Genomic DNA, 26,813 nt, shown 5'->3' with positions numbered 1-26,813 from the left:
ACTACCTCGAGCGGACATCTCCGCGGGTGGCGGGCTGGGTCGAGGGCGGTTGGCCGGGGCCGTGGGGCGAGTGGGGGGATCGGGAATGGCTGAGCAGTATGTGGCTGCGGTGGATCAGGGGACGAACTCGACCCGGTGCATCCTGTTCGACCGGCGGGGGCGGTTGGTGTCGGTCGCGCAGCGGGAGCACCGCCAGCTGTTCCCGCGGCCGGGGTGGGTGGAGCACGACGCCGAGGAGATCTGGCGGAACGTCACCCGGGTGGTACCGCTGGCGATCAAGCAGATCGGGGCCGAGCCGTCCCAGGTCGTTGCCATCGGCATCACCAACCAGCGGGAGACCAGCCTGCTCTGGGACCGCCGGACCGGCCGGCCGATCGGGCATGCGGTGGTCTGGCAGGACACCCGTACCGACCGCCTCGTCACCGACCTCGCGGGCGAGGACGGCCCGGACCGGTTCGCGGACCGCTGCGGGCTGCCGCTGACGACGTACTTTTCGGCGCCGCGGATCCGCTGGATGCTCGACCACACGCCTGGATTGCGGGCCCGGGCCGAGCGCGGCGAGATCCTGTTCGGCACGATGGAGACCTGGCTCATCTGGAACTTCACCCGCGGGCTGCATGCCACCGACGTGACGAACGCCAGCCGGACCATGCTGATGAACATCGAGACCCTCGACTGGGACGACGAGCTGCTCGCGGCCTTCGACGTGCCGCGGTCGATCCTGCCCGAGATCCGCCCGTCGTCGGGCGTCTTCGCGACCGCCACCGAAGTACTGCCCGGGGTCCGGATCGGCGCCGCGCTCGGCGATCAGCAGGCCGCGCTGTTCGGGCAGACGTGCTTCAGCCCGGGCGAGGCGAAGTGCACGTACGGCACCGGGTCGTTCCTGCTGATGAACACCGGCCACGAGATCGTCCGGTCCAAGCACGGGATGCTGACCACGGTCGCGTACCGGATCGGCGACCACCCGGCGTCGTACGCGCTCGAAGGCTCGATGGCGGTCACCGGATCGCTGGTGCAATGGTTCCGCGACGGGCTCGGGATGATCCACACCGCGGCCGAGATCGAGACGCTGGCGCGGACCGTCGAGGACAACGGCGGCGCGTACATCGTGCCGGCCTTCTCCGGGCTCTTCGCGCCGCACTGGCGGAGCGAGGCGCGCGGGGTGATCGCCGGGCTGACGGGGTACATCACCAAGGGACACCTGGCCCGCGCGGTGCTCGAGGCGACCGGGTTCCAGACGCTCGAGGTCGTCGACGCGATGAACGCCGACTCCGGGATCGCGTTGACGGCGCTGAAGGTCGACGGCGGGATGACCGCGAACAACTTGCTGATGCAGTTCATCGCGGACCTGCTCGACGTGCGCGTGGTCCGGCCGATGGTGACCGAGACGGTGTCGCTGGGCGCCGCGTACGCCGCCGGTCTCGCGGTCGGGTACTGGCCCGACCTGGAGGGCCTGCGCAGCAACTGGCACCGCGCCGGGCAGTGGATGCCACACATGGATCCGGCCCGCCGCGCCGCGGAGTACGCGAACTGGCAGGCCGCTGTGCAGCGGACCTTCAACTGGATCCGCCCGGAGGACCACGAGGCGTGACCGGGGAGGGCCGTGCGACCCTCCCCGTCGGAGCTAGGCCGGAGAAACGATGTCGGGTGCCTCGAGGCGGACCTTGTCGGCCGACTCGTCGTCGGGCTGGTCCTGCGAGTCGCGTTCGGACTGCACCCGCTGGAGGTAGAACGACACCTCGCGCTCGATCGCCTGCTCGTCCCAACCGAGGACCGGCGCGATCAGCCGGGCGGCCGCCTCGGCGGCACCGACGCCACGGTCCCAGGCCTCGATCGAGATCCGGGTCCGGCGGGCCAGGATGTCGTCGAGATGCCGGGCGCCCTCGGCCTTGGCGCCGTACACGATCTCGGCCTTGAGGTAGTCCTGGGTGCCGGGCAGCTGCTCGCCCAGCGACGGATCCTCGGCGACCAGCTCGAGTACTTCGCTGATCAGCGCGCCGTAGCGGTTGAGCAGGTGCTCGATCCGCGCGACGTGCAGCCCGGACCGCTGGGCGATCAGGTGCCGCTGGTTCCAGAGCGCCTGGTAGCCGTCCGCGCCGACCAGCGGGATGTTCTTCGTGACGCTGCGCGGGACGCGCCCGTCGAGTGCGTCCGCGGCCGCGTCGATCGCGTCCTTGGCCATCACCCGGTACGTCGTGTACTTGCCACCGGCAACCACTACCAGGCCGGGGGCCGCGTGCGCGACGACGTGCTCGCGGGACAGCTTCGACGTACTCTCCGACTCACCGGCGAGCAGCGGCCGCAGACCGGCGTACACGCCCTCGACGTCCTCGCGGGTCAACGGTGTGGTCAGCACGGCGTTGACGTGGTCGAGCAGGTACTCGATGTCCTTGCTGGTCGCGGCCGGGTGCGCCTTGTCCAGGTGCCAGTCGGTGTCGGTCGTGCCGATCAGCCAGTGCCGGCCCCACGGGATGATGAACAGCACCGACTTCTCGGTCCGCAGGATCATCCCGGTGCTGGACTGGATCCGGTCCTTGGGTACGACCAAATGGATGCCCTTCGACGCGCGGACGTGGTACTGGCCGCGCTCCCCCACCATCGCCTGGGTGTCGTCGGTCCACACGCCGGTCGCGTTCACGACCTGCTTCGCCCGAACCTCGAACTCGCGACCGCTCTCCAGGTCCTTCGCCTGGACGCCGGTGACCCGCTCACCCTGGCGGAGGAACCCGGTCACCTTCACCCGGTTCGCGACGAAAGCGCCGTACGACGCTGCCGTCCGCGCGAGCTCCATCGTGTGCCGGGCGTCGTCGACCTGGGCGTCGTAGTACTGCAAGGCGCCGACCAGGGCGGACTTCTTCAGCGACGGAACCAGCCGCATCGCGCCGCGCCGGGTCAGGTGCCGGTGGATCGGCAGCCCGGCACCGAGACCCGAGCTGACCGCCATCGCGTCGTACAAGGCTACGCCGGCACCGGCGTAGAACCGCTCCCACCAGCGGTGCTGGAGCGGGTACAGGAACGGGACCGGCTTGACCAGGTGCGGTGCCAGGCGTTGCAGGAGCAGACCGCGCTCCTGCAACGCCTCGTGCACGAGCCGGAAGTCGAGCATCTCCAGGTAGCGCAGGCCACCGTGGATCAGCTTGCTGGACCTGCTGGAGGTGCCGCTCGCGAAGTCACGCGCCTCCAGCAGTCCGGTGGTCAGGCCGCGGGTGGCGGCGTCGAGCGCCGACCCGGTGCCGACCACCCCGCCACCGATCACCAGGACGTCCAGTTCGCGTCCGTCGGCCATCGCGTCGATCGCGTCGGCCCTTGCTTGCGGTGACAGAGCTACTACAGCCACTTTGTGCCGTCCTTCCGATCCGTGGTTCCTACCGCTGTCCGGTTCAGTCGACGTCGACCCAGTCAAGCGTGCGCTGGACGGCCTTCTGCCATCCGGCGTACCCCTGGGTGCGCTGCTCGTCGTCCCACTGCGGCTCCCACCGCTTGTCCTCGTTCCAGTTCTGCACGAGCTCTTCCTTGTTCTTCCAGAAGCCCACGGCGAGCCCGGCCGCGTACGCCGCTCCGAGAGCGGTGGTCTCCGCGACGACCGGCTTGCTCACCGGTACGCCGAGGATGTCGGCCTGCATCTGCATGGCCAGCTCGTTCGCCGTGACGCCGCCGTCAACCTTCAGCACCTCGAGGTGCACGCCGGAGTCCTTCTCCATCGCGTCGGCGACGTCCTTGCTCTGGTAGCAGATCGCTTCCAGTGTCGCGCGGGCCAGGTGTGCGTTGGTGTTGAACCGGGACAGACCGACGATCGCGCCGCGGGCGTCGGAGCGCCAGTACGGCGCGAACAGGCCGGAGAACGCCGGTACGAAGTACACCCCGCCGTTGTCCTGCACCTGCTTGGCCAACGTCTCGATCTCGGCCGCGCCGGAGATGATGCCGAGCTGGTCGCGCAGCCACTGCACCGCGGAACCGGTGACCGCGATCGAACCCTCCAGCGCGTACACCGGCGCCTCGTCGCCGAACTTGTAGCACATCGTGCTCAGCAGACCCGCCTTGGAGCGGACCAGTTCGGTACCGGTGTTCAGCAGCATGAAGTTGCCGGTGCCGTAGGTGTTCTTCGCTTCACCAGGGTTGAAGCACACCTGCCCGACGGTGGCCGCCTGCTGGTCGCCGAGGTCGCCGGTCAGCGGCACGACGCCGCCGAGCGGGCCGTTGGCCAGCGTCTCGCCGTACTTGTTCGGGTCCGACGACGGCCGGATCTCCGGCAGCATCGACCGTGGGATGTTGAAGAAGCTGATCAGCTCGTCGTCCCAGTCCAGGGTCTCGAGGTTCATCAGCATGGTCCGGCTGGCGTTGGTGACGTCCGTGACGTGCACGCCGCCCTCCGTACCGCCGGTCAGGTTCCACAGCAGCCAGGTGTCGGTGTTGCCGAAGACCGCATCCCCGGCCTCGGCGGCTTCGCGAACCCCGTCCACGTTCTCCAGGATCCACTGCACCTTGCCGGCCGAGAAGTACGTCGCCGGCGGCAGACCGGCCTTCTGCCGGATCACGTCGCCCTTGCCCTCGCGCTCCAGCGCGGAGGCGATCCGGTCGGTCCGGGTGTCCTGCCAGACGATCGCGTTGTAGTACGGCCGGCCGGTCTTGCGGTTCCAGACCACCGCGGTCTCGCGCTGGTTGGTGATGCCGAGTGCGGCCAGGTCGCTCGACTGCAGACCCTGCGCGTTCATCGCGGTCCGGATCACCGAGCTGGTGCGTTCCCAGATCTCCAGCGGGTTGTGCTCGACCCAGCCGGCCTGCGGCAGGATCTGCTCGTGCTCCAACTGGTGGATGCCCACCTCGTTGCCCGAGTGGTCGAAGATCATGAAACGGGTGCTCGTGGTGCCCTGGTCGACGGCACCGACGAAGTCAGCCATGGAAAGTCCTCTCCTCACACAGCACGTCAGTTGTCATGCGGTCGTGTTCTCCTCGGGGATCCGGCCGGGTTCCTCGTCCTCGTCGGCGATCGGCAGGAACCGCCCGACCAACTGGTCGTACAGCAGCCCACCGAGCAGGGCGCCCAGGATCGGTGCCACGATCGGCACCCAGAAATAGAGATCCCCGAACTGGTCCTTGAGGGCCCCGCCGTAGCCTGTGATCAACGATGCCACCCGGGGTCCGAAGTCACGGGCCGGGTTGATCGCGTACCCCGCGTTCGTACCCCATGCCATGCCGATGCCGACCACGACCAGACCGACGATGAACGGCGCCAGGTTCGCCGCCGGCGACGTGTTCCGCAGGTCGGTGATCGCCAGAATCAGGAACATCAGGATCGCGGTACCGATGATCTGGTCGCGGAACCCGCCCCACATGTGGACGCCCAGATCCATGCTGCCGTTGCCCGGAAGCGTGGAGAACACGCCCTGCGTCTTGATCGTCAGGCCCGGGTCCACCTTGTGCAGCGCCTCGGTGTAGTTCCAGCGGACCACCAGTGCCGCCATGAACGCCCCGAGGAACTGCGCCACCGAGTACGGCAGCACCTTCCGCCAGCTGAACCCCCGGAACGCCGCCAGAGCGATCGTGACCGCCGGATTCAGGTGCGCACCCGTCATCCGGCCGGCGGTGTAGACGCCGAGCACCACACCCAGGCCCCAGGCCCAAGCGATCGAGTCGTGGTTCCCGATGCCGCCAGCGACCACCTGGGCCACAACACCGACACCGAACAGGATCAGGATGAACGTGCCGGCGAACTCAGCCGCCATCTCCCCCAGAAGGGTCTTCGCCTTGACCGCTTCGGTCGTAGCCATACCGGTCCTCCCTTCCTCGCCGTGACGACCACGGCTGGCTGGAATGTAAGAGCCAATACCCCGCGGTACAACGGCAGCCGTTCGACATTGTCGAACGCGAACCCCTTTGTCCGCGCCTGCGACACTCGGTGATCGATCGGTCACGCGATCGCACCTGTGTAAACGCTGAGTGGGTCGGAATCTCTCGTGCCAACCATTCGTTGACGTACGGCGTCTGGGGGTTGGGTCTAGTCGAAGTACGGAGGGTCGGATGAATGTGTCGCTGCTGGGGGGATGGTTTCCGGCGATGCTGGACGTCTTGGCCGCCGGCTCCCTGATCGCTGCCATCGGCTGGCGCAACCGGGAGTGGCGGTTGCGGGCGGTGCCGCTGATCGGTGGGCTGGCGTTGGTGCTGACCCTGCTCGCGGCGTACTGGGGCGCCACGGCCGTCGGCGTGACCGATCCACTCCCGTTCTCGGTGTGGTTGTGGTTCGGGTTGGCGGTGGCGGCGCTGATCGTGCTGGCCGCCGGGTGGCGGACCGCGCGGTGGTGGCGGCGCGGGATGGCGGTCGTGGCGGCCGCGCTCGCAGCGCTGGTGTGTGCGAACGGGGTCAACCAGTTCGTCGGCTACTACCCGACCATCGACGCCGCGGTGAACGACTGGGCGAATGCACCGCTTCCGGGTCAGGTATCGATCGCGGGGCTCTCGCGCGAGGCGAACGCGACCAAGGTGCCGGGCGCGGGCAAGCTCGTCGCGGTGGACATCCCCGACACGTACAGTCACTTCGCGCACCGGCAGGAGCTGGTCTACCTGCCGCCGATCTGGTTCGTCCGCAGCCAGCACCGGCACCCACTGCCGGTCGTCGAACTGATCGGCGGTGAGCGCGGGGGCCCGGGTGACTGGGTCCGGCTCGGGAACGCCGTACAGGTCGCAGACAAGTACGCGAGCAAGCACCACGGGTACTCGCCGATCCTGGTGTTCGCCGACGCGACCCGCAAGTTCAACAACGACACCGAGTGCGTCAACGGTCCGCGCGGCAACTCCGCGGACCACCTCGACCAGGACATCCCGGCGTACGTCGAGAAGACCTTCGGCGCCTCCCGCGACCCGCACCAGTGGGCGGTCGCCGGGTTCTCGATGGGCGGCACCTGCTCGCTCGACCTGGTCGTCGAGCACCCGGACGTGTTCACCCACTTCATCGACATCTCCGGCGACCTTGCGCCGTACACGAGTACGCCGGCCGCCAGCCTGCACGACCTGTACGGCGGCAACGTGGCGCTCGAGAAGCAGAACGAGCCGCTGCTGGTGATGAAGGCGCACGGCAAGTACACAGGCGTGAACGGGCTGTTCCTGACCAGCACCGAGGAACGCCGCCATCAGCGCGAGGCGAAGGAGCTGTCCAGCGCGGCGGCCAAGGTCGGGATCTGGTCCCGAGTGGAGATCTCCCCCGGCACGCACGTGTGGCAGTTCGCGGCGCCGGCGTTCGCGTCGGCCTATCCTTGGCTGGTCAACCAACTCGCCCTCGCGGGGCTGAGCCATCACGACACCCAGCTGGCCACCGGCGAGCACCACGAAACGAGGCACACGAAAACCGCGTGATCCAGACACTCCGACGGCTCGCCCTCGGCCTGGTCGTCCTGGCCGTCGTCACCGCGATCAGCGGTGCCGACACGATGAGCTCGGTCTTCCGGCCGCATCCGGCCGGAGACGTCCAGGTCGTGGCACTCGGCGACTCCGTCACCTCCGGCACCAACTGCAACTGCTCGGCGTTTCCCCAGATGTACGGCGACCTGCTCCACGACCGCGACCGCACGCCGGTGACGGTGAACAACCTGGGCGTCGGCGGAATGGACTCGACCGGTCTGCTGCAGGCGCTCGACCAGGACGACACCACGCAGGTGGCCATCTCGGACGCGAACGTCGTACTGCTGACGATCGGGGCGAACGACTTCGGTGACCACCACGACGACGTCACCAGCGGCCAGTGCGTGGCCGACTGTGTGTCCGACGAGTACGAGCAGCTGACCGTGAACCTGGACAAGATCCTGTCCCGGATTCACACGCTACGGAAGAACCAGCCGACCACGATCCTGATGACCGGCTACTGGAACGTGTTCAAGGACGGCGACGTCGCCGAGCGCCAGTACACCGCCAGCGGCCGGGTCGCCAGCAACCAGCTCACGCTCCGCACCAACGCCGCGATCAACGCCGCAGCCGCCGCAGACGACGCGACGTACGTCGACATCTACACCCCCTTCGAACACAGCTCGAACATCACGTCCCTCCTGGCCCCCGACGGCGACCACCCCAACACCGCCGGCCACCAACTAATAGCCAACGTCCTCCTAGCCGCCACCCCCAACCCCCTCCCCAAGCCGCCACACCAGGGAGGCTAGACACCTCAGCGCCCAACCCTTTGCGTGGGTTTTCGCGTCGGGGAGGGTAGGGATAGCGAGGGGGCGGGATGGCCGAGGGGTTTGCCGAGTTTGCGGGTAGTCGGCACGCTGCGTTGTTTCGGTATGCGTACCTGCTTGTCGGTGACCGGGGGCTGGCTGAGGATCTGGTGCAGGAAGCGTTGGTGAAGACGTACGTCGGGTGGCACCGGTTGCGGGATCCGGGCAATGCCGAGGCGTATACGCGGCGGGCGATCACCACGACCGCGATCGGGTGGTGGCGGCGGAAGTCGTGGCACGCCGAGCGGCCGAACGACGACGTACCCGATCGGCCGGTGGACGACGACAGCACCGCGCGGATCTGGTTGTGGCACGAACTGCAGCGCCTGCCGCCGCGGCAACGGGCCGCGCTGGTCCTGCGGTACTACGAGGACCTCACCGAGGTGCAGACCGCCGAGGTGCTCGGCTGCAGCGTCGGCACCGTGAAGAGTCAGGTCTTCGACGCGCTCAAGAAACTCCGGACCCGGCTGGGCTCCGACGTCGTACTGAAGGCGGGACTGACCGAATGAACGACCTGCTCCGCGACACCCTCACCGCTCAGGCCGACAGCGTCGAGCCACCACCGCTCGACCTGACCGCGATCATTGCAGCCGGCAACCACCGCCGCTCCCGCCGGCGCCTGCTCACCGTCGCGAGCGGCACAGCGGTGGCCCTGGCCGGAGGCGGCTTGGCGATCGCCGCCGGACGCAAACATAGGGTGCCGTCACTGCCGTTCACCGAGCGCCGCGTCACCTACGCCGTCGGCTCCGACCTCCACTACGGCAACGAGACCATCTCCGTGGCACCCCATCGGATCACCGCTTTCGTCCAGACCGACGCGGGCTTCGTCTTCCTCAACCAGGAGAACGAGATCCACCTAGCCGACCACACCGGCGTACGCGGCCTCGGCAAAGGTACGTGGCGCCTGACCGCCGACGTCCGCGGCAATCTCGTCGCCTGGGTCGAGGGCTTCAACGACCACTTCGAGTCGGTCGTGTACGACGTCAACGCCCAGCGCGAGCTTGTCCGCACCAGCGCCGGCAACCGGATCCCGCCGAACGTCAGCCTGGTGGCCGACCCGCGCGTCGTAGCCCTCGACGGCAACCTCGCGTATTTCGGCGCTTACGACGGCTTCTACCGCTGGGACGTCATCACGAACAAGGGCGAGCGGATCGCGAAGGTGCCGCTTGGCGCGGTCCGCGCGGTCGCGGCCGGGCAGATCGTGTTCCAGCAGCCGCTCACGCAGCGCCCGCCCGCGGTCGGTCTGGCGATCGCACGCACCGTGTCCACCGCGGCGCCCGCCAAATTCACCGGCCAGCAAGCGTTCCTCTCGCCCAGCGCGAAGTACCTCGTGACAGAGCCGACCGATGCGCTGCCCGTCATCGAGCCAGGCTGGGCAGACCTGGCGCTCTACGAGGTAGCGAGCGCACGAAAGGTCGGCCTGCCGTACGCGTACGACCACGTCTACTTCGGTCAGTGGCTCGGCGACGAGAAGTTCGTTGCCGCTGGCAAGCGCCGGTTCTCGAAGTCGGCCGAGACGGATCTCCTCGTCGTCACCGCCGCATCCGGCGCGGTGCGGGTTGCCGTCCCGGCCTTCTCCACCCTCCGCTTCAGCACCACACCGCCACGCAACGCGCCGTTCGCGCTACCAACGGGCAGCGCGATCACGGATCTCTACTGATCAGCTCTTCGCGGCGGCTTCGGCAGTCGCCTGCTGCTCGGGCGTCGCATTCTCCGGGAAGTGGCACGCGGTCTGATGTCCCGGAGCCAGTTGGACCAGCGGGGGCTCGATCGTCTTGCAGATCTCCTGGGCCTTCCAGCAGCGGGTGTGGAAGCGGCAGGCCGGTGGCGGGTTGATGGGACTGGGCACGTCGCCCTGCAGGCGGATGCGTTCGCGGTTGGTACGGCGCTTCGTGTCGGGGACCGGTACGGCGGACAGCAGCGCGACCGTGTACGGGTGCATCGGGTGTTCGTACAGGCTGACGCGGTCGGCGAGCTCGACGATCTTGCCCAGGTACATGACCGCGACCCGGTCCGAGACGTGCCGGACGACCGACAGGTCGTGCGCGATCATCACGTACGTCAGATCGAACTCGTCCTGCAGGTCCTCGAGCAGGTTCACGACCTGGGCCTGGATCGACACGTCCAGCGCGGACACCGGCTCGTCGGCGACGATCAGCTTCGGCCGGAGTGCCAGCGTGCGGGCGATGCCGATCCGCTGCCGCTGGCCGCCGGAGAACTCGTGCGGGTACCGGTTGTAGTGCTCCGGCGAGAGCCCGACCAGTTCGAGCAACTCCTGCACAGCCCGCTTCACGCCGTGTTCGGTCTTCACGTGCTGCAGCTTGAACGGTGCGCCGACGATCTTGCCGACCGTGTGCCGCGGGTTCAGCGAGCCGTACGGGTCCTGGAAGATCATCTGTACGTCGCGACGCATCGGCCGCATCTTCCCCTCGCCGAGGTGGCTGATGTCGCGGCCCTCGAACACGATCTTGCCGGACGTCGGCGTCTCCAGCCGGGTGAGCAGCCGGCCGGTGGTCGTCTTGCCGCAACCGGACTCCCCCACCAGCGAGAGCGTCTCGCCCTGCTTCACGCTGAAGGACAGGCCGTCAACCGCCTGGACTGCGCCGACCTGGCGCTGCAGCAGCCCCTTGCGGATCGGGAAGTGCTTGACGAGGCCGTCGACCGACAGCAGCTCCCCGCCGTCCTTGACGGGCTTCGGAGTCGACTGAGCATCAGTAGTTGTCACGATGGTCCCGTTCAGAGCTTCGGCTTGATGTCGGTCTCCCACGCCTCGCGGCGGTTCTGCGGGGAGAGGTGGCAGGCGACCATGTGGCCGTCGCCGGTGTCCAGCAGCTCCGGACTCTCGGTCTCGCTGAGCCCGCCGTTCAGGTGCGCGTAGTTGCAGCGCGGGTTGAACGCGCAGCCCTTCGGCACGTTGATCAGGCTGGGCGGCGTGCCCTTGATCGGGATCAGCCGCTCGCTGCGTTCCCGGTCGATCCGCGGCATCGAGCCGAGCAGACCCCAGGTGTACGGGTGCTGCGGCGCGTCGAAGATGTCCTCGGCGGTGCCGTACTCGATCGCGCGGCCGGCGTACATCACCTGGATGTCGTCGGCCAGCTCGGCCACCACGCCCAGGTCGTGCGTGATGATGATGACGGCGGAGTTGAACTCGCGCTGCAGGTCCCGGATCAGGTCCAGGATCTGCGCCTGCACGGTGACGTCGAGGGCCGTGGTCGGCTCGTCGGCGATCAGCAGGTCGGGGTCACAGGACAGCGCCATCGCGATCATCGCGCGCTGCCGCATCCCGCCGGAGAACTGGTGCGGGTACGCGTCCACCCGCCGGTCCGGCTGCGGGATACCGACCCGGTCGAGCATCTCGATCGCGTGCTTCTTCGCGACCTGCTTGCTGACCTGGTTGTGCACCCGGTAGGCCTCGACGATCTGGTGGCCGACCGTGTAGTACGGGTGCATCGCCGACAGCGGGTCCTGGAAGATCATCGCCATCCGCTTGCCGCGGAGCAGCCGGACCTCCTCGCGCGAGGAGGCGACCAGGTCCTGACCGTCGAGGAAGATCTGGCCGCTGATCTTCGCCACCCCGGGCTTGTGCAGACCCATGATCGACAGGCTGGTGACGCTCTTGCCGGAGCCGGACTCGCCGACGATGCCGAGCGTCTTGCCGCGTTCCAGCTTGAACGAGATGCCGTCGACAGACTTCACCACACCGTCGTCGGTCGGGAAGTGCACCTTGAGGTCGCGGACGTCGAGGAACGCCTCGCCGCGCTCAACCCGCTGCTTCGGGGCGTCCTGGACGTCTGAGACGGACACGGTTTCGATCGGCTCGGTCACGAGATGCGCACCCTCGGGTCGACAACGGCGTACAGGAGATCTACGACCAGGTTCGCGAACACGATGAAGAACGCCGCGACCAGCGTCACGCCGAGCACCTTCGGCAGGTCGTTGGCCTGCAGCGCGATGACGGCGTACTGGCCGATGCCCGGCAGCGAGAACGTGGTCTCGGTGAGGATCGCGCCGCCCAGCAGCAGGCCGAGGTCCAGGCCGAAGATGGTCAGGATCGGCGTCAGCGCGGACCGCAGCCCGTGCTTGATGATCACGTCTCGCTCGGTCAGCCCCTTGGCCCGGGCGGTCCGGACGTAGTCCTCGTTCATCGTCTCGAGCATGCCGGCCCTGGTGAGTCGCGCGTACGCCGCCGCGTACAGGAACGCGAGCGTCACCCACGGCAGGATCAGGTCGTACGCCCACCACAGCGGGTTCGTCTCGTCGAGTGGGTTGGTGCCGCCCTGGACTGTCCAGCCGAGTCCGTAACTGAAGATCGACAGCGACAGCAGGCCGGTGAAGAAGATCGGCAGCGAGACGCCGGCCAGTGCCACCGACATGAGTGATCGGTCCAGCACGGATCCACGTCTCAGTGCGGAGATGACGCCGGTACCGACACCGGTGATCAGCCAGATGAACGCCGCACCGCCGGCCAGCGAGGCGGTCACGGGTATTCGCGCGACCAGGTCCGGCCACACCGGCGTCTGGGTCAGGAACGAGTACCCGAAGCACGGCGGCGGGCAGTGCTCGGTGGTCGGGCCGTAGTTGTAGTCCTCGCCGACGACCAGGCCCTTCACGAAGCGGCCGTACTGCACGTAGAGCGGATCGGTGAAGCCGAGCCGTTCCGCGGTCTGGTGGATCTGCTCCTTGCCGACACTGCGGCCGACGTACCGCGAAGCCATGTCGTCCGCGGTGGCGCCGCCGAGCCGCGGGACCAGGAAGAAGATCGAGAACGTGACTGCCGTGACGATGAAGAGCAGGATCACTGCCCCGATCACCCGGCGGACCAGATATGCGAACACCGTACGCGGCGTGGTGACCGGTGATCATCGCTGATCACCGGTCACCGTCAGCCTTCACCTACCTCTGCTGGCGAAATGATGGTTGGTCAGAGCAACTACTTCTGCGCGAGTCCGATCGCCGCGTAGTCGTACATGTTCTGACCGTCGTTGGTGAAGACGTTGGCCAGCGTGTCCGGACGGTACAGCAGGCCCTTGGCCCAGATGCCCGGCAGCGCCGCCGCCTGCTCCATGACCTTCTTGTCGACGTCGACCCAGATCTTGTTCCGGGCGGTCTCGTCGGTGGTGGACATCGCCTTGTCGATCAGCTGGTCCACCTCGGGGATCCGGATACCGAGGTTGGTGTTACCACCGGTGTCGCGGATCACCCGGCTGTCGACGATCTGGCTCAGGAAGCCGAAGCCGTCGTTCCAGTCCGCGCCCCAGCTGTAGACGATCAGGCCGAGGCGGTTCGCCTTCGCGAAGTCCGGCTTGCCGGCGTACAGCTTGGTGTAGTCACCGGTCGGGTACGGCTTGGTGGTCAGGTTGATACCGACCCGCTTCAGCGACTGCTGCAGCGTCTCGGCGACCGCCTTCTCCTTGGCCCGGTCGGTGCGGTAGGTGATGTTGATCGCGAAGCCGTTCGGCTGGCCGCACTGCTGCAGCTCCTGCTTGGCCTTGTCGACGTTGCCGTTCTTGTCGGTCTTGAAGCCGTAGTCGTCGAACTGCTCCGAACCGGTCACGCCCGGCGGCATCAGGTTCGTCGCGATGTCGCCACCGATCGGACCGCCGTAGGCGCGCTGGTAGCCCTCGTGGTCGGCGGCGTACAGCACCGCCTTGCGGCAGTGGATGTTGTCCAGCGGCGGGACCTGGCTGTTCAGCACGGTCCAGTTCAGGCGCGGAGCCGGCACGTTGTCGGCGTGCGCCTTCAGCTTCGGGTCGGCCAGGATCTTCGCCTGGGTCTCCGGCTGCACACCGGTACCGGCGAGGTCGACGTCCAGGTCACCGGCCAGCAGCCGGTTGTCGATGTCGGTGCCCTCGACGTTGTAGGCGATGGTGATCTTGTCCGGCAGCGCCTTGCGGCCCGAGTCCGGGTCGGTCGACGGGTCGTACTGGTCGTTGCGGACCAGGTCGAAGCCGCTGTTCGGGTTGTAGGTGCCGAACTTGTACGGGCCGGTCGCGATCGGGTGTTCCTTGTACTTCGCGCCGGTGTCCTTGGCCTGCGGCACCGGAGCCGTCGACGGCAGCTGCGCGAAGTAGTCGAAGGACGCGAACGGCTTGTTCAGGTGGAACACGATCGTGTTGTCGTCCGGCGTCTCGATCGCCTTGGCCACCCCGGCGAGCGTCTTGTCCTTGTAGACGCTGTAGCCCTTCGGGATGTCCAGCAGGAAGTCGTTGAAGTACGTCGGGCCGTTGGGCAGCGTCGCCTTGTCCAGCGACCGCGCGACGGCGTACTTGACGTCCTTCGAGGTGACCGGCGTGCCGTCCTCGAACTTGATGCCCTTGCGGATCTTGTAGGTCCAGGTCTTGGCGCCGTCGCTCGGCACACCCGGGGCCTCGGCGAGGTCCGGCACCGGCTTCGCACCCTCCGCACCCGGCTTCGCGGCGAACGTCATCAGCGGCCGGACGTAGTTGCGCACCAGGTTCCAGGACAGGCCGTAGTAGGTGTCGCCCGGGTCGGTCGAGTCCCATTGCTGGGTGATCGCCATCCGCAGCGTGCCACCCTTCTTGTCACTCGGGTTGAACACCTTGCCGACCGCGGCGTTGAACTCGGCCGTCGCGCCGCCGTTGCTCGACCCGCCGCCGGGTGTCGCCTTGGGTCCCCCACAAGCCACCAGGCTCAGGGCGACGGCCGCACTGACGGCGGTAGCCGTCGTGATGCGATTCCATCTCATCTCTTCTTGCACCCCTTTAATTGTGAGAGCCCAGGCTCCCTGATTGGAGAGAAGTCCTACCGCGACCGCGGGTCGAGGGCGTCGCGCAGCCCGTCACCGAACAGGTTGAAGGCCAGCACCGTGATGAAGATCGCCAGGCCGGGCGAGATCATGTACCACGGGTCGACCGAGTACCACTTCGCCGCGATCGACAGCATGTCGCCCCAGCTGGCGGTCGGCGGGCGGACGCCGACGCCGAGGTACGACAGACCTGCCTCGAACAGCACGTTGGTCGGGATCAGCAGTGTCGCGTAGACCAGGATCGGCGCGATCAGGTTCGGCAGCAGCTCGGTGAACAGGATGTACGGCCGGCGCGCGCCGAGGCTGCGGGCCGCGTCGACGAACTCGCGTTCGCGCAGCGAGAGCGTCTGGCCGCGGATGATCCGGCCGATGTACGGCCAGCTGAAGAACCCGATGATGAAGACGATCAGCGCGACCCGCAACGCGTCACCGCTGAGGCCGAGGATCGAGTCCGGGATCGCGCCGACCAGCGCCAGCGCGAACAGCACCAGCGGGAACGCCAGGAAGATGTCCATCAACCGGCTGATCAGGGTGTCGACCCAACCGCCGAAGTACCCGGCGATGATGCCCATCACGACGCCGATCACGACCGACAGCAAGGTCGCCAGGAACGCGATCAGCAGCGAGATCCGGGCGCCGTAGACGATCCGGGCGAAGATGTCCCGGCCGTTCACCGGCTCGACCCCGAGCGGGTGGCTCCAGCTGACCCCGCCGAACTTGCCGATCGGGGTCTGCAGCGACGCGTCCACCAGGTCCTGGTGGAAGTCGTTGGGGGTCACGCCGATGAGCTTGCAGATCAGCGGCGCGAAGATGCCGACCAGCATCAGGAAGATCACGAAGATGCCGCCGGCGATCGCGACCTTGTCCCGCTTCAGCCGCATCCAGGAGATCTGCCACAGTGACCGGCCCTCGATCCGGCCGGCGCCCTCCAGCACGGCCTCAGGTTGGGCTGACGCTGATCCGGGATCGACCTCGAGTGGCGCACTCACGCGATCTGTACCCCTGCCTGGCTCGGTGAACCGAAACGAAATCCGGTATGGCTGCCGCCTTAACCTGCCGCCATTACTGCCCGGAGTCAAACGCGGAAAGTGCTGCGTTGCCCGATCGTGATCGTCAGGAAATCGTCCCGTATCGTGGACTTTCCGCAGTAAACCACGGCGTCGCACCGACGGTCGCCGGCACCTCGCGAACCGTTACTGCCATGGCATTTTTGTGTCAGCGCTGTGATGAGCGCCCTGATCAGCGCCGTAATCCGGCGAGATACAAGAACGACAGCGGATCCGGCGCGGTTTTGACGTTCTCCAGGTCCTTCGCGGCGGCCACCGTGACGCGGGCCTGCCAGATCGGAATCACGGGCACGTCCTGCGCGATCACTCCCTGTAGCTGCCCGATCAGGTCGTCGCGCTTCAGCCCGTTCTGCTCGGTCCGTTCCTGCTGCAGCAACTTCGTGGCCGCCGCCGAGCGGTAGCCGTTCTGCAACGGTGTGTCGGTGACGAACGGCGCCAGGTAGTCGTCGGCGTCCGGGTACTGCGGGGTCCAGGCGGTCTGGTACAGGTCGTACGCGCCGTTCTTGGTGGCCTGCTGGTACTGCGGCCACTCGGAACTGCGCAAGGTCACCCGGAACAACCCGGTCGCCTCCAGTTGCCGCTTCAGCTCGAGCACTTCGGCCTTGGCGCCGACGCCGTACTGCGACGGCGTCCACCCGACCGTCAGCGGTACCGGTGCTGCGATGTTCGCGTCCTTGAGGATCGTCGCCGCGACTGCCTTGTTCGGCTGCTTGAACGCGGTCCGGAACGCGTCCACCTGCCCACCGAAGCCCGGCGGTACGACGGAGAACAGCGGCGACACGTGATCGCCGTACGCCTTCTTGGCGATCGCGGACCGGTCGATCACCTGGGCGACGGCGCGCCGGATCGCCGGGTTCCGGGACAGCAACGACTTCATCTGGAACGCGAACAGCCGGATCTCCGCGGAGCCCGTGTCGACCACCTGGACCTGGCCACCCTTGCGCAGGTTGTCGAGCAGGTTCGGGCCGAGCCCGTGGAACGCGAGATCGGCCTTGCCGGTCGTGATCGCCTGGTAGACCGCGTTCGAGTCCGCGACCGTGCTGATCGTGACGCCGTCGTTCTGCGCCGCCCGCGGACCGCGGTACCCGGCGAACTTCGTCAGCGCGATCTCGGTGCCGGCCTTGTACCCGGCGAGCTGGTACGGGCCGCTGCCCATCGCCTTGTCCGCCAGCAGGCCGTCGGCCGGGTAGGTCTGCTCGTCGACGATCGACGCCGCGGTGGTGGTCAGCAGGTACGGCAGCCGCGCGTCCGGGGTGGTCAGGTTGAACACCGCGGTCAGCGGGTCCGGCGTACTGACCGACTTCACCGACGAGAACAGCGGCGCCAGTCCCCCGGGCGTCTTCAACCGGATCAGGCGGTCGAAGCTGAACTTCACGTCCGACGAGGTCAGGTCGTGCCCGTTCGGGAAGGTGAGCTTCTCCTTCAGGCTGCACGTGTACGTTGTCGGCGAGTCGAACTGGCAGTCCGCCGCGTCCGGGACCGGCGTCGGCTTGTCCGGGAGGATCGTGAGGAGCGTCTGGTACAGGTTCGCCTGGACGGTCCGGGAGGCCTGGTCGTACGGCCCGGCGGGGTCGAGGGACGTGGCGGCGTCGGTGGTCGCGAGCCGCAGCAACATCAGCTTCGGCGTCTGCTCCCCCGGGTGCGGCGCGTTGTCGTCCGGTTCACCGCAGGCAGCCAGGCACAACCCCAGCGCACCGACAGCAACGGCCGCCGGCATCCGGCGCACCCACCTACTCACCATCTCACCTTTCCCCAGCGCACCAAGTGACGTTAGCTCGTCAGCGGAGCAGCGCGCGCAGGGACTCCGGTGTGAGCGGTTCCAGCGACTTCACCACGAGCCGCCGCGGCGCCTCCGGGATGCTGATCCACTGCGGTACGGCGACCACGTACATGCCGGCCGCCGCACCGGCCTGGGTGCCGGTCAGCGAGTCCTCGATGACGACGCAGTACGCCGGGTCGACGCCGAGCTTCTCGGCCGCGGTCAGGTACGGCTCGGGGTGCGGTTTGCCGTGCGTCACCTCGTCACCGGCCACGACCACGTCGAACGGATCCGGCGGCAGGTGCCCGAGAACGGCGTCGATCATCGAGCGGAACGACGCCGACACCAGCGCGCACGGGACCTGCTCCTTGCGCAGCGCCTGAAGCAGCTCGAGCGCACCCGGCTGGAACGTCACCTCGCGACGGAGCGCCTCGACCACCTCGGAGAACATCCGGTCGGCCAGCTCGTCGGCGGTGATCACGCCGGCCGGGATCCGCGCCATCCAGACCTTCACGGCCTCGCGCAGGTCGCTGCCGATCAAGGACAGGCAGTCCTCCATCGTCCAGGTCGCGCCGAGCGACGGGAGCAGTTCGAGCTGGACCTCCGCCCAGACCTTCTCGGAGTCGACCAACGTCCCGTCCATGTCCCACAGCACCGCTTGCAGGGCCGGCAACTACCGCTCCTCTACTCCGTGATGGTTCGCGTCGGTCCCATTCTCCCTGGCCGGGTGCGACACGTTCCGCCTGGGGTGAAACCGGACACGTGACCCGCGGGGAGCACGTAGGCTGGCAGTCCGGATTCCGGCGACTGACAAGACAGCGCCGGTGTGGCTACAGAGACGACAGGGGGCCTGCGAGTGGTTGACCTCGCGAACCTGAGGGACCCGGTCGTGATCGCCGCGTTCGAGGGCTGGAACGACGCGGCCGAGGCGGCCACCGGTGCGGTCGACCACCTGATCGACGAGTGGGACGCGGAGCTCGTCACGGCGATCGACCCCGAGGACTACTACGACTACCAGGTGAACCGGCCGCGGGTCGGGATCGACGAGGACGGCGGCCGGCAGCTGACCTGGCCGACCACCCGGATCTACCTGGCCCGCCCGGCCGACACCGGCCGCGACGTGCTGCTGATCCGCGGCGTCGAACCGAACATGCGCTGGCGGGCGTTCTCCCGCGAGCTGCTGGAGATCGTCGACGAGTCGAACGCGCAGATCGTCGTCGTGCTCGGCGCGCTGCTCGCCGACTCGCCGCACACCCGGCCGATCCCGGTGTCGGCGACGTCGTCCGACGAGGAGCTGACGGCGGCCTGGAGCCTGGAGCAATCGACGTACGAGGGCCCGACCGGCATCACCGGCGTCTTCGCCGACCTGTGCAGCACCCTCGGCGTACCGTCGGTGTCGATCTGGTCCGCGATCCCGCACTACATAGCCGGTACGCCGTGCCCGAAGGCGTCGCTCGCCCTGCTCGGCAAGATCGAGGAGCTGCTCGACCTGACCATCCCCGAGGGTGAGCTGCCCGAGCTCGCGCGAGCCTGGCAGCGCGGCGCCGACGAGCTCAGCGAGGAGGACCCGGAGGTCGCGGAGTACGTGCACTCGCTCGAGGAGCAGCGCGACACCGCGGACCTGCCGGAGGCCACCGGCGAGGCGATCGCAGCCGAGTTCGAGCGCTACCTCCGCCGCCGCAACAAGAACCGCGGCGACTGAACACGGGCCCGGTGACTAGACGGGCAGCTCGCGGTTTGCGGTGGCGATCACGTCGTCGAGGACAGCGCGGGACGTGGTGAGGTCGGCGATCATCCGGTCGATCCGGTCCCGCTCGGCAGTCAGCTCCTCGATCAGCTCGGGCGTCGCGCGCTCGTTCGGACCCCCGTCCGGGTCGCGCATGCACGGCAGCAACTGCGCGATCTTCTTGCTGTGCAGCCCGGCCGCGAACAGCTCTTGGATCAGGATCACCCGATCCACGGCACGCTCGGCGTACTCACGCTGACCCCCGGGAGTCCGCTCGGACACGAGCAGCCCCTGCACCTCGTAGTACCGCAAGGACCGCTCACTGACTCCGGTCCGGCGCGCCAGTTCGCCGATTCGCACGGTCCGACCTCCGGGGCTTGAACCTGACACTGATGTCAGACTCTACCGTCCAAGTATGACGCTCCCCCTGTACGACTACAGTCCACTCCCCACGCGACCGCGCCTGACGTGGCCCGACGGCAAGCGCGTCGCGTTCTACGTCGGCCTCAACATCGAGCACTTCCTCCTCGGCAAGCCGTCGACGAGTATCTGGCCGCTCGACCTCGATCCGGATCCGCTGAACCACGGGTGGCGTGAGTACGGCGCGCGGGTCGGCATCTGGCGGATCATCGACATCCTCGACCGGTACGGCATCCGCGCGAGCGCGCTGCTCAACTCCGACGTCGCGCAGCACAATCCGCAGATCGTCAAGGCCGGCGTCGAGCGGGGCTGGGCCTGGCTTGCTCATGGGCGGACCAACTCGATCCTGCACACCGGGTACGAGCCCGACGAGGAACGGCGTGTGCTCACCGAGATCACTGACACGATCGAGGCCGCCACCGGTCAGCGGCCCCGAGGCTGGATGGGCCCCGGTCTGACCGAGACCCACAACACGCCACAACTGCTGTCCGAACTCGGCTACCAGTACCTCCTCGACTGGACCAACGACGACCAGCCGTACCGCCTCACCATTCCCGGCATGTTCAGCGTCCCCTACACCCTCGAACTCAACGACCTGGGCCTGTTCCAGCGCGGCCTCAGCGGCCCCGACTTCCTGCAGATGGTCAAGGACCAGTACGACGTACTTCGCGACGACTTGGCCGGGACCGGCCGGGTGATGGCGCTCGCGCTGCACCCGTTCGTGATCGGGCAGCCGTTCCGCGCGAAGTACCTGAACCTCGCCCTGGAGTACGTTGCCTCCCAGAGCGACGTCTGGCTCACGACGAGTGACGACATCGCCGCGCACTTCGCGACGGTGTAACCCGGCTGGACCTGGCGCGTTGTTACTGATGGGTTTATATTCGACCGCACTACTGGGGGGTGACGGCGCGCCGTCACCGGGACCACGGGGAGCAACGAGATGCGCAGGCAGGACGAGCGGGGCGGGAGCTCGATCCCCGCGCTCGCTGTGCTCGTGCTGCTCGGGGTGGTCGCGGCGGTCGGGATCTTCGGCAACAAGGACCAGCACAAGACCGTCGACCTCAGCACGCTGACGGCGTCGACGACCGCCACCACGATCGCCGCGGCGCCGCTCGACACCGATCCGTACGCCGGTACCACCGGGGTGGTCGTGCATCCGCGGTCCGAGGCGGCGCTGTTCAGCTCACCCGACGCCGACGACGCGTTCGGGAAGATCGCGCCGACCCAGTTCGGGCCGACCTGGCTGCCGGTCGTCGACCAGACCGACGGGTGGGTGCGAGTACTGCTGCCCTCCAAGCCGAACCGGTCCACCGGGTGGCTCCAGGACGAGGACCTCGACCGGGCCACCTCGTCGTACCTGATCCGGGTGCACACCAGTTCGCGGACGCTGGAATTGTTCGACAACAACAAGAGCCTGGGGACCTGGAAGGCCGGGGTCGGCGCGAAGAAGACGCCGACGCCGCCCGGCCGGACGTTCCTGCTCGGCTCGATCATCGACCACAAGCGCTCGGCGTCGCCGATCGTGCTCCCGTTGGGTGCGCACAGTCCCACCTTGGACACGTTCGGTGGCGGACCTGGTACCGTCGCGATCCACGGCTGGCCGAATCCGCACGTGTTCGGTGCGGCGATCAGCGCGGGCTGCGTCCGGGTGCCGAAGACCGCGCTCGCCGACCTGCAGAAGGTTCCGCTCGGGACGCTCGTCCTGATCGACAGCAAATAAGGAGATTCCGATGCGACGCCCACTGACTCCGACGGTGCTGACGGCTGCGGCCGTGGCCGGCGTCGTGACGTTCAGCCTGGTCGCGAGTGCCCCCCTCGGCAACGCAGCGGCCCGCCCCTCCTCGGCGTACGCGGTCAGCGCCGAAGGCCAGGTGCCGATCCCGAAGACGCCGTACGCCGAGTCGCTCGACGGCAAGCGGCAGACGACGTCCGCGCTCGAGCTCCCGCAGAACCCGTTGCTCTCGGTCCGGGCCGGTACGGCGACCGCGGGCAACGACTCCGCGTCGGTCGAGCTGTTCGACATCGTCGTCGGGCCGGACATCCTCAGCCAGGTGAAGATCCCGCCGGAGCTCAAGCAGCAGTGCGCGAACCTGCCGGCCATCGGCGCCGGCGACCTGCCGCTGCCGGACCTGGCGCTGCCCGACCTCGGCCTCGGGCTGCCGAAGCTGAGCACCAAGGACCTGCCGGTGAAGAACCTGCCGGACCTGTGCAACCTGCTGCTGACACCGCCGAAGGCGCTGCTGTCGATCGACTCGCTGAACGTGTGGTGTTCGGGAGCGAAGGGCGGCATCGACATCGGCTCGCTGTCTCTGCTCGGCCAGACGTTCAAGGTGCCGACCACCACGCAGGGCGCGGCCCTGCCGTCGAACCCGCTGGCTGCGATCAAGGTCAACACCCAGACCAAGCACTCCGACGGCGCTTTCACCGTCACGGGCCTGACCATCGAGCTCGGCGGCGCCGAAACCATCACCCTGGCCTCCGCCACCTGCGCCAAGCCGGCCCCCAAACCCAAACCCAAGCCCGCCCCCAAGCCCCCGGTGGACAACCCAGTCCCACCCCAGGTGAACAACCCACCCGCGGCCCCCGTCCCCACCCCGGTGAAAACCCACCAACCCGTCACCGGCTGACCGCACCACAGAGCCCCCGACCGATCATCGGCCGGGGGTTCTGCACATCACGAGCTACAGCTTCACGCCCAGTAGGGCGTCACAGGCCAGGGCTATCAGGGCGGGGGCTTCAGGGTCGTCGCCTTCGGTCTCGGCCCAGGCGTCGACAGCTTGCAGGGCGGCCAGGGAGTCCAAGTCATTGGTGAGGGCTGCGCGTACGGCGTCTACTGCAGCTGCACCATCCGGGCCGGACGGACGTGCGACGGCAGCGCGCCAGCGGTCGAGTCGCGCCCGGGCATCGGTGAGATCGGCAGACGTCCAGAACCAGTCGGTGCGGTAGTGATGCGTGAGCAGCGCCAACCGGATCGCCATCGGGTCGGCACCCGCCAACCGCTCCTTCGACACCAGCACCAGATTGCCCTTGGACTTCGACATCTTCTCGCCGTCGAGCCCGACCATCGCCTGATGCACGTACGCGCGCGCGAACGGATGCTCCCCGGTCGCCACCTGCGCCCCGCTCGCCGACATCTCGTGGTGCGGGAAGATCAGATCCGTCCCACCACCCTGGACGTCGAAGGTCATCCCGAGGTACTCCAGCGCGATCGCCGAGCACTCCACATGCCACCCGGGCCGCCCGCGCCCGAGCGCGGAGTCCCACGCCGGCTCGCCCGGCCGCTCGTGCCGCCAGAGCAGGCTGTCCAACGGGTCCTGCTTCCCCTCCCGCTCGGGATCCCCACCACGCTCGGCGAACAGCTCCGTCATCGTCGCGCGGTCGTACCCCGACACGCCGCCGAAGGCCGGATCCGTCTTCACCGCGAAGTACAGATCCCCGTCCACCGAGTACACCGCTCCGGCCCGCCGCAGGTCCTCCACCGCCGACGCCACCAGGTCGATCGACTCGACGACCCCGATGTAGTGCTGCGGCGGAATCACCCGCAGGGCGGTCATGTCGTCGCGGAACAACTGGATCTCCCGCGCCGCGAGGTCCGTCCACTCGACACCCGTCTCGGTCGCACGCTCGAGCAGCGGGTCGTCGACGTCGGTGATGTTCTGCGTGTACACCACGTCGTACCCGGAGTCCCTCCACAGCCGGTTGATCAGGTCGAACGTGACGTACGTCGCCGCGTGCCCCATGTGCGTCGCGTCGTACGGCGTGATGCCGCACACGTACATCCTGGCCGTCTTCCCGTCGCCGGCCTGCACCTCGACCAGACCGCGGGAGGCGGTGTCGTAGAGGCGAAGCCGCCGGGCCGGCCCGGGTACGACCGGGATGTCTGGTTTCGTCCACGCCTGCATGTGTCGGAGCTTATGCCAGTCCGATTTTCAATGACGCGACACGGTTCCATTCCCTGGTCCGTCCCGTCGTCCATTCCGTGGTCAGGTTCACGCTGCACCCCGCCGCCGGATAATCTCGCGGACGATGAGTGCCGACTTCGTTTCCGAGTTCAGTGCCGAGTTCAGCGCGTACGGCGCCTGGATCGCCGCCGCGGCGATCCAGCAGCAGGACCTGTTCAACGAGGTCGTCGGGCCGGACTCGCTGCAGGCCGACCTGACCGAGCGGACCCTGAGCAGCGAGCGCGGCGTGCTCAGCGGGATCACGTTGCTCGGCAGCTTCTCCGAGGTCGACCGGACCTGGCTGTGGGGCTGGGCGAACCCGGGCTTCGGCCCGGACGCGCCCGCCGTCGCACCGACCAGCGCGATCCGCGAGTTCGGCGCCCGGCACGGGATCACCGAGTTCACCACCGACAGCCCGGACCTGAGCGGTTTCGCGGAGCCGGCCCAGGCCGCGATCGTGCTCGCGATCACGGCCGGTACCGTGCTCGGCGGCCGCGGCGTCTGGTCGACCGCGATCAACGAGGGCCGCGGTCACGTGTACCTGCACGTCGCCGACGAGCAACTGCCCGAGGCCGGGTTCGACCCGATCGCCACGCCCCGGCTGCTGCTGACCGCGGTCAGCGTGTTCCCGTCCGACCACCGCCAGGTCGTCCGCGGCTACTTCCAGCACTTCGGCCTGCAGCTCGACGAAGGCCCCGACGCCATCCGCGGTACCGCACCCGACGGCAGCACCGTCGTCGCCTCCTTCGACGAACACAACCGCCTCGCCGACGTCAGCGTGCAACCGAAGGTTTAGAACGCCGGCCAGGGAATTGCGGGCCAGTCGTCGCTCGGGTACGGGAAGGTGCCGGTCTTCAGCAGGGTCGCGCAGCGTTCGCGGGTCGCGGTCAGCTCGACCGCGGTGATCAGCTCGCACAACTGCTGCCCGAGCGCACCGGCCAGCTCGTCCGCCAACCGGCGTACGTCGGTCAGCAGCTCGGCCGGGATCGGGTCGCCGGCCCAGCCCCACAGGACCGTCCGGAGCTTGTCGTCGGCGTTGAACGTCACACCGTGGTCCACGCCGAACACGCGGCCGTCGCCCGGGTTCAGCACGTGGCCGCCCTTGCGGTCGGCATTGTTGACCACGGCATCGAACACCGCCATCCGCCGCAACGCGTCGTTGTCCGCGTGCACCAGCGTCACCGGGTTGTGCCGCCCGTCGAGGGCCTCCAGGACGCCGACCCAGCCCTTCGGTACGCGCCCTTGCGGGACGATGTCGACCAGCTCGGTCTCCCCCGGCCCGAGCTCGGCCTCGTCGATCCACAGCTGGACCATGCCGACGCCGAGCGGCCCGTCGCGCAGCAGGGTCGGCGGTACGACGTGCCACCCGAGCGCCTCGGAGACGACGTACGCCGCGAACTCGCGCTGCGCGAGTGTCCCGTCCGGGAAGTCCCACAGCGGGCGCTCGCCCTCGACCGGTTTGTAGACCACAGTGGCGGTCTGCCCGGACAAGCTCACCGAGCCCTGGTACGTGCCGTTCGAGGCCGCGACCAGGCGACCGTGCAACGACAGCTCCCCCAACGCGAGGAGCTCCGGGTCCACCATCATCCCCGTGTCATTCCGGCAGGTGCCTGCGGTAGCCGTTGGCCCGCGGGCAGATGTGGCCGTCGGCGTCGATCGGGCGGCCGCAGAACGGGCAGCTCGGCCGGCCGGACGCGACCAGCGCGACCGCCCTCCGGGCGAAGGCCCGCGCCTGCTCCTCGGTGATCCGGACCACGAACACCTCGGCGTCGTCGGACTCCATCGCCGCGGTGACCGGGTCGGCCTCCTCCTCGAGCTCGGCCGGGTCGACGGCGACCACCGCGAACACCTCGATCACCACCCGCTCCGCGTCGGCCTCCCAGGCCAGCGTCATGGTGCCGGCCCGGAACTCCTCCTCGATCGGCTGCTCCAGCGGCGCCGTGTCGTCGGAACCGGTCGGCGGCACCGGGTCGCGGTCGAACCGCCGGGCGACCTCGTCCAGCATCACGTCGAGCCGCTCCGCGAGCGCCATCACCTGTTCCTTCTCACACGCCACCGAGGTCAGCCGGTGTCCGGCCCTGGCCTGCAGGAAGAACGTCCTCGCCCCTGGCTCCCCGACGGTGCCGGCGACGAACCGCTCGGGGTCGTCGTAGGAGTGCACAACTCGCGCCATACCTATGACCCTATTACCGTCCGCCGACGACTGCGTCCGAGGAGGCCTTCTTCGGCTTCGCTTTCGCTGACGGCTTAGGGACCAGCGAGGCCAGCTCGCTGCCGGAGTCGTTCAGCCGGACCAGGAACGGGCGGGTCGCGGTGTAGGTGATGATTGTGGTCGAGGCGGTGTCCACGACGATCCGCTGGAACGTGTCCAAGTGCTGACCGAGCGCGTCCGCGACGATCGACTTGATCACGTCGCCGTGCGAGACCGCCACCCAGATCGCCTGGTCACCATGGGTTTTCGCCAGCTCCGCGTCGTGCGCACGGACGGCGTCGACGGCGCGTTGCTGCATCGCGCGCATCGACTCGCCGCCGGGGAACGTCACCGCCGACGGGTGCTGCTGGACGACGGTCCACAACGGGTCCTTGGCCAGCGTCGCGATCTTCTGTCCGGTCCAGTCGCCGTACCCGCACTCGGTCAGCCGGCGATCCGTTGCCGGACGCAACCCGTCGTGCAGTTTCGCGATCGCCGCCGCGGTCTGCTTGCAGCGCTCCAGCGGCGAGGTGACGATCGCGGCCAGCGGCAGGCCGGCCAGCCGCTGCGCGACCGCCTCGGCCTGCTGGAAGCCGGTCTCGTCGAGCTTCACGCCGGGCGTCCGGCCGGCCAGCGTGCCGGAAGTGTTCGCCGAACTGCGGCCGTGGCGGACCAGAATCACCGTGGGCATGCACTGCACGTTAGCGGGTCGGGCCAAGCCGTGACGCACGCCACTGTCATG

At 68.3% G+C, this 26,813-nt stretch carries 25 protein-coding genes; 10 read left to right on the top strand and 15 right to left on the bottom strand.

Translation table 11 applies throughout. The annotated features are described in order from the left end of the window. The first annotated feature begins 85 nt into the window (after window positions 1–85). Entirely contained in the window at window positions 86–1,591 is a 1,506-nt protein-coding gene (gene glpK / locus FB475_RS29460; RefSeq protein WP_141860453.1) for a glycerol kinase GlpK, read from the top strand. A 33-nt stretch (window positions 1,592–1,624) separates the two neighbouring features. Here glpK (FB475_RS29460) and FB475_RS29455 read toward each other — a convergent pair whose 3' ends face one another. Genes FB475_RS29455 through FB475_RS29445 form a run of 3 tightly spaced genes read right to left on the bottom strand, consistent with a single transcriptional unit; the run spans window position 1,625 to window position 5,768 of the window. Next, window positions 1,625–3,337 (bottom strand): glycerol-3-phosphate dehydrogenase/oxidase, encoded by a 1,713-nt coding sequence (locus FB475_RS29455; RefSeq protein ID WP_238332511.1) that lies wholly within the window; start codon window positions 3,335–3,337, stop codon window positions 1,625–1,627. Between the two features lie 43 nt (window positions 3,338–3,380). Then, window positions 3,381–4,898, bottom strand: coding sequence for a glycerol kinase GlpK (gene glpK, locus FB475_RS29450; protein WP_141860451.1), 1,518 nt, complete (start codon window positions 4,896–4,898; stop codon window positions 3,381–3,383). A 33-nt stretch (window positions 4,899–4,931) separates the two neighbouring features. Further along, window positions 4,932–5,768: an MIP/aquaporin family protein gene (locus tag FB475_RS29445; protein ID WP_141860449.1), complete on the bottom strand. Its 837-nt coding sequence runs from the start codon at window positions 5,766–5,768 to the stop codon at window positions 4,932–4,934. 286 nt (window positions 5,769–6,054) lie between these two features. On the opposite strand from FB475_RS29445, the gene FB475_RS29440 reads away from it, so the two are divergent. The 4 genes from FB475_RS29440 to FB475_RS29425 all read left to right on the top strand — a co-directional run bounded on the left by FB475_RS29440 (window position 6,055) and on the right by FB475_RS29425 (window position 9,861). Next, window positions 6,055–7,347, top strand: coding sequence for an alpha/beta hydrolase (locus FB475_RS29440; RefSeq protein ID WP_185759496.1), 1,293 nt, complete (start codon window positions 6,055–6,057; stop codon window positions 7,345–7,347). Continuing rightward, on the top strand, window positions 7,344–8,144 hold the full coding sequence (locus FB475_RS29435; protein WP_141860445.1) for an SGNH/GDSL hydrolase family protein: 801 nt from the start codon (window positions 7,344–7,346) through the stop codon (window positions 8,142–8,144). The genes FB475_RS29440 and FB475_RS29435 overlap by 4 nt, the downstream gene beginning before the upstream one ends. Window positions 8,145–8,212: 68 nt before the next feature. Next, complete coding sequence (locus FB475_RS29430) at window positions 8,213–8,710, top strand: SigE family RNA polymerase sigma factor (protein WP_141860443.1); 498 nt, start codon at window positions 8,213–8,215, stop codon at window positions 8,708–8,710. Then, a complete protein-coding gene (locus FB475_RS29425) occupies window positions 8,707–9,861 on the top strand; it encodes a hypothetical protein (RefSeq protein WP_141860441.1) in 1,155 nt (384 codons plus the stop codon). The genes FB475_RS29430 and FB475_RS29425 overlap by 4 nt, the downstream gene beginning before the upstream one ends. On the opposite strand, the gene FB475_RS29420 is transcribed toward FB475_RS29425, so the two are convergent. The 7 genes from FB475_RS29420 to FB475_RS29390 form a co-directional block, all read right to left on the bottom strand. Beyond that, complete coding sequence (locus FB475_RS29420; protein ID WP_420359237.1) at window positions 9,862–10,929, bottom strand: ABC transporter ATP-binding protein; 1,068 nt, start codon at window positions 10,927–10,929, stop codon at window positions 9,862–9,864. 8 nt (window positions 10,930–10,937) lie between these two features. Continuing rightward, the gene (locus tag FB475_RS29415) at window positions 10,938–12,005 is read right to left on the bottom strand and encodes an ABC transporter ATP-binding protein (protein ID WP_202878649.1); all 1,068 of its coding nucleotides are present in this window, start codon (window positions 12,003–12,005) and stop codon (window positions 10,938–10,940) included. A gap of 17 nt (window positions 12,006–12,022) precedes the next feature. Next, on the bottom strand, window positions 12,023–13,036 hold the full coding sequence (locus FB475_RS29410) for an ABC transporter permease (RefSeq protein WP_141860436.1): 1,014 nt from the start codon (window positions 13,034–13,036) through the stop codon (window positions 12,023–12,025). 95 nt (window positions 13,037–13,131) lie between these two features. Next, window positions 13,132–14,907: an ABC transporter substrate-binding protein gene (locus tag FB475_RS29405; RefSeq protein WP_141860434.1), complete on the bottom strand. Its 1,776-nt coding sequence runs from the start codon at window positions 14,905–14,907 to the stop codon at window positions 13,132–13,134. A 56-nt stretch (window positions 14,908–14,963) separates the two neighbouring features. Continuing rightward, window positions 14,964–15,902 (bottom strand): ABC transporter permease, encoded by a 939-nt coding sequence (locus FB475_RS29400; RefSeq protein ID WP_238332510.1) that lies wholly within the window; start codon window positions 15,900–15,902, stop codon window positions 14,964–14,966. Window positions 15,903–16,206: 304 nt separating this feature from the next. Beyond that, the gene (locus tag FB475_RS29395; protein WP_141860431.1) at window positions 16,207–17,775 is read right to left on the bottom strand and encodes an ABC transporter substrate-binding protein; all 1,569 of its coding nucleotides are present in this window, start codon (window positions 17,773–17,775) and stop codon (window positions 16,207–16,209) included. Between the two features lie 37 nt (window positions 17,776–17,812). Next, window positions 17,813–18,466 carry an HAD family hydrolase gene (locus FB475_RS29390; RefSeq protein WP_238332509.1) on the bottom strand — a complete coding sequence of 218 codons (654 nt, stop codon included), beginning with the start codon at window positions 18,464–18,466 and terminating at the stop codon, window positions 17,813–17,815. Between the two features lie 183 nt (window positions 18,467–18,649). Between FB475_RS29390 and FB475_RS29385 the strand changes: the two genes are divergently transcribed. After that, window positions 18,650–19,495 (top strand): PAC2 family protein, encoded by an 846-nt coding sequence (locus FB475_RS29385; RefSeq protein ID WP_141860429.1) that lies wholly within the window; start codon window positions 18,650–18,652, stop codon window positions 19,493–19,495. Window positions 19,496–19,510: 15 nt separating this feature from the next. Here FB475_RS29385 and FB475_RS29380 read toward each other — a convergent pair whose 3' ends face one another. Next, window positions 19,511–19,879, bottom strand: coding sequence for a MerR family transcriptional regulator (locus tag FB475_RS29380; RefSeq protein WP_141860427.1), 369 nt, complete (start codon window positions 19,877–19,879; stop codon window positions 19,511–19,513). A 55-nt stretch (window positions 19,880–19,934) separates the two neighbouring features. On the opposite strand from FB475_RS29380, the gene FB475_RS29375 reads away from it, so the two are divergent. The 3 genes from FB475_RS29375 to FB475_RS29365 all read left to right on the top strand — a co-directional run bounded on the left by FB475_RS29375 (window position 19,935) and on the right by FB475_RS29365 (window position 22,566). After that, on the top strand, window positions 19,935–20,780 hold the full coding sequence (locus tag FB475_RS29375) for a polysaccharide deacetylase family protein (RefSeq protein WP_141860425.1): 846 nt from the start codon (window positions 19,935–19,937) through the stop codon (window positions 20,778–20,780). Between the two features lie 99 nt (window positions 20,781–20,879). Further along, entirely contained in the window at window positions 20,880–21,659 is a 780-nt protein-coding gene (locus FB475_RS29370; RefSeq protein ID WP_141860423.1) for a L,D-transpeptidase, read from the top strand. A gap of 10 nt (window positions 21,660–21,669) precedes the next feature. Then, the gene (locus tag FB475_RS29365) at window positions 21,670–22,566 is read left to right on the top strand and encodes a hypothetical protein (protein ID WP_141860421.1); all 897 of its coding nucleotides are present in this window, start codon (window positions 21,670–21,672) and stop codon (window positions 22,564–22,566) included. Window positions 22,567–22,620: 54 nt separating this feature from the next. On the opposite strand, the gene mshC is transcribed toward FB475_RS29365, so the two are convergent. Further along, window positions 22,621–23,841 (bottom strand): cysteine--1-D-myo-inosityl 2-amino-2-deoxy-alpha-D-glucopyranoside ligase, encoded by a 1,221-nt coding sequence (gene mshC, locus FB475_RS29360; RefSeq protein ID WP_141860419.1) that lies wholly within the window; start codon window positions 23,839–23,841, stop codon window positions 22,621–22,623. A gap of 124 nt (window positions 23,842–23,965) precedes the next feature. Between mshC and FB475_RS29355 the strand changes: the two genes are divergently transcribed. Then, on the top strand, window positions 23,966–24,676 hold the full coding sequence (locus FB475_RS29355) for a DUF6882 domain-containing protein (protein ID WP_141860417.1): 711 nt from the start codon (window positions 23,966–23,968) through the stop codon (window positions 24,674–24,676). Here FB475_RS29355 and FB475_RS29350 read toward each other — a convergent pair. Genes FB475_RS29350 through FB475_RS29340 form a run of 3 tightly spaced genes read right to left on the bottom strand, consistent with a single transcriptional unit; the run spans window position 24,673 to window position 26,762 of the window. Then, complete coding sequence (locus FB475_RS29350; protein WP_141861656.1) at window positions 24,673–25,464, bottom strand: SCO1664 family protein; 792 nt, start codon at window positions 25,462–25,464, stop codon at window positions 24,673–24,675. The genes FB475_RS29355 and FB475_RS29350 overlap by 4 nt on opposite strands. Before the next feature lie 10 nt (window positions 25,465–25,474). Continuing rightward, complete coding sequence (locus FB475_RS29345; protein WP_141860415.1) at window positions 25,475–26,053, bottom strand: DUF3090 domain-containing protein; 579 nt, start codon at window positions 26,051–26,053, stop codon at window positions 25,475–25,477. 13 nt (window positions 26,054–26,066) lie between these two features. Next, on the bottom strand, window positions 26,067–26,762 hold the full coding sequence (locus tag FB475_RS29340) for a histidine phosphatase family protein (protein WP_141860413.1): 696 nt from the start codon (window positions 26,760–26,762) through the stop codon (window positions 26,067–26,069). Between the last annotated feature and the right edge of the window lie 51 nt (window positions 26,763–26,813).

Origin of the sequence: Kribbella jejuensis, from assembly GCF_006715085.1 — a bacterium.
Lineage (GTDB): Bacteria > Actinomycetota > Actinomycetes > Propionibacteriales > Kribbellaceae > Kribbella > Kribbella jejuensis.
Note: the sequence above shows the minus strand (reverse complement) of the source record. Positions and strands in the feature narration are given on the sequence as shown.

Coding starts and splice junctions, on each gene's coding strand:
- glpK (WP_141860453.1), top strand. CDS start 86: ATGGCTGAGCAGTATGTGGCTGCGGTGGATCAGGGGACGAACTCGACC.
- glpK (WP_141860451.1), bottom strand. CDS start 4,898: ATGGCTGACTTCGTCGGTGCCGTCGACCAGGGCACCACGAGCACCCGT.
- FB475_RS29445 (WP_141860449.1), bottom strand. CDS start 5,768: ATGGCTACGACCGAAGCGGTCAAGGCGAAGACCCTTCTGGGGGAGATG.
- FB475_RS29440 (WP_185759496.1), top strand. CDS start 6,055: ATGCTGGACGTCTTGGCCGCCGGCTCCCTGATCGCTGCCATCGGCTGG.
- FB475_RS29430 (WP_141860443.1), top strand. CDS start 8,213: ATGGCCGAGGGGTTTGCCGAGTTTGCGGGTAGTCGGCACGCTGCGTTG.
- FB475_RS29425 (WP_141860441.1), top strand. CDS start 8,707: ATGAACGACCTGCTCCGCGACACCCTCACCGCTCAGGCCGACAGCGTC.
- FB475_RS29405 (WP_141860434.1), bottom strand. CDS start 14,907: ATGAGATGGAATCGCATCACGACGGCTACCGCCGTCAGTGCGGCCGTC.
- FB475_RS29395 (WP_141860431.1), bottom strand. CDS start 17,775: ATGGTGAGTAGGTGGGTGCGCCGGATGCCGGCGGCCGTTGCTGTCGGT.
- FB475_RS29375 (WP_141860425.1), top strand. CDS start 19,935: ATGACGCTCCCCCTGTACGACTACAGTCCACTCCCCACGCGACCGCGC.
- FB475_RS29370 (WP_141860423.1), top strand. CDS start 20,880: ATGCGCAGGCAGGACGAGCGGGGCGGGAGCTCGATCCCCGCGCTCGCT.
- FB475_RS29365 (WP_141860421.1), top strand. CDS start 21,670: ATGCGACGCCCACTGACTCCGACGGTGCTGACGGCTGCGGCCGTGGCC.
- mshC (WP_141860419.1), bottom strand. CDS start 23,841: ATGCAGGCGTGGACGAAACCAGACATCCCGGTCGTACCCGGGCCGGCC.
- FB475_RS29355 (WP_141860417.1), top strand. CDS start 23,966: ATGAGTGCCGACTTCGTTTCCGAGTTCAGTGCCGAGTTCAGCGCGTAC.
- FB475_RS29350 (WP_141861656.1), bottom strand. CDS start 25,464: ATGGTGGACCCGGAGCTCCTCGCGTTGGGGGAGCTGTCGTTGCACGGT.
- FB475_RS29345 (WP_141860415.1), bottom strand. CDS start 26,053: ATGGCGCGAGTTGTGCACTCCTACGACGACCCCGAGCGGTTCGTCGCC.
- FB475_RS29340 (WP_141860413.1), bottom strand. CDS start 26,762: ATGCCCACGGTGATTCTGGTCCGCCACGGCCGCAGTTCGGCGAACACT.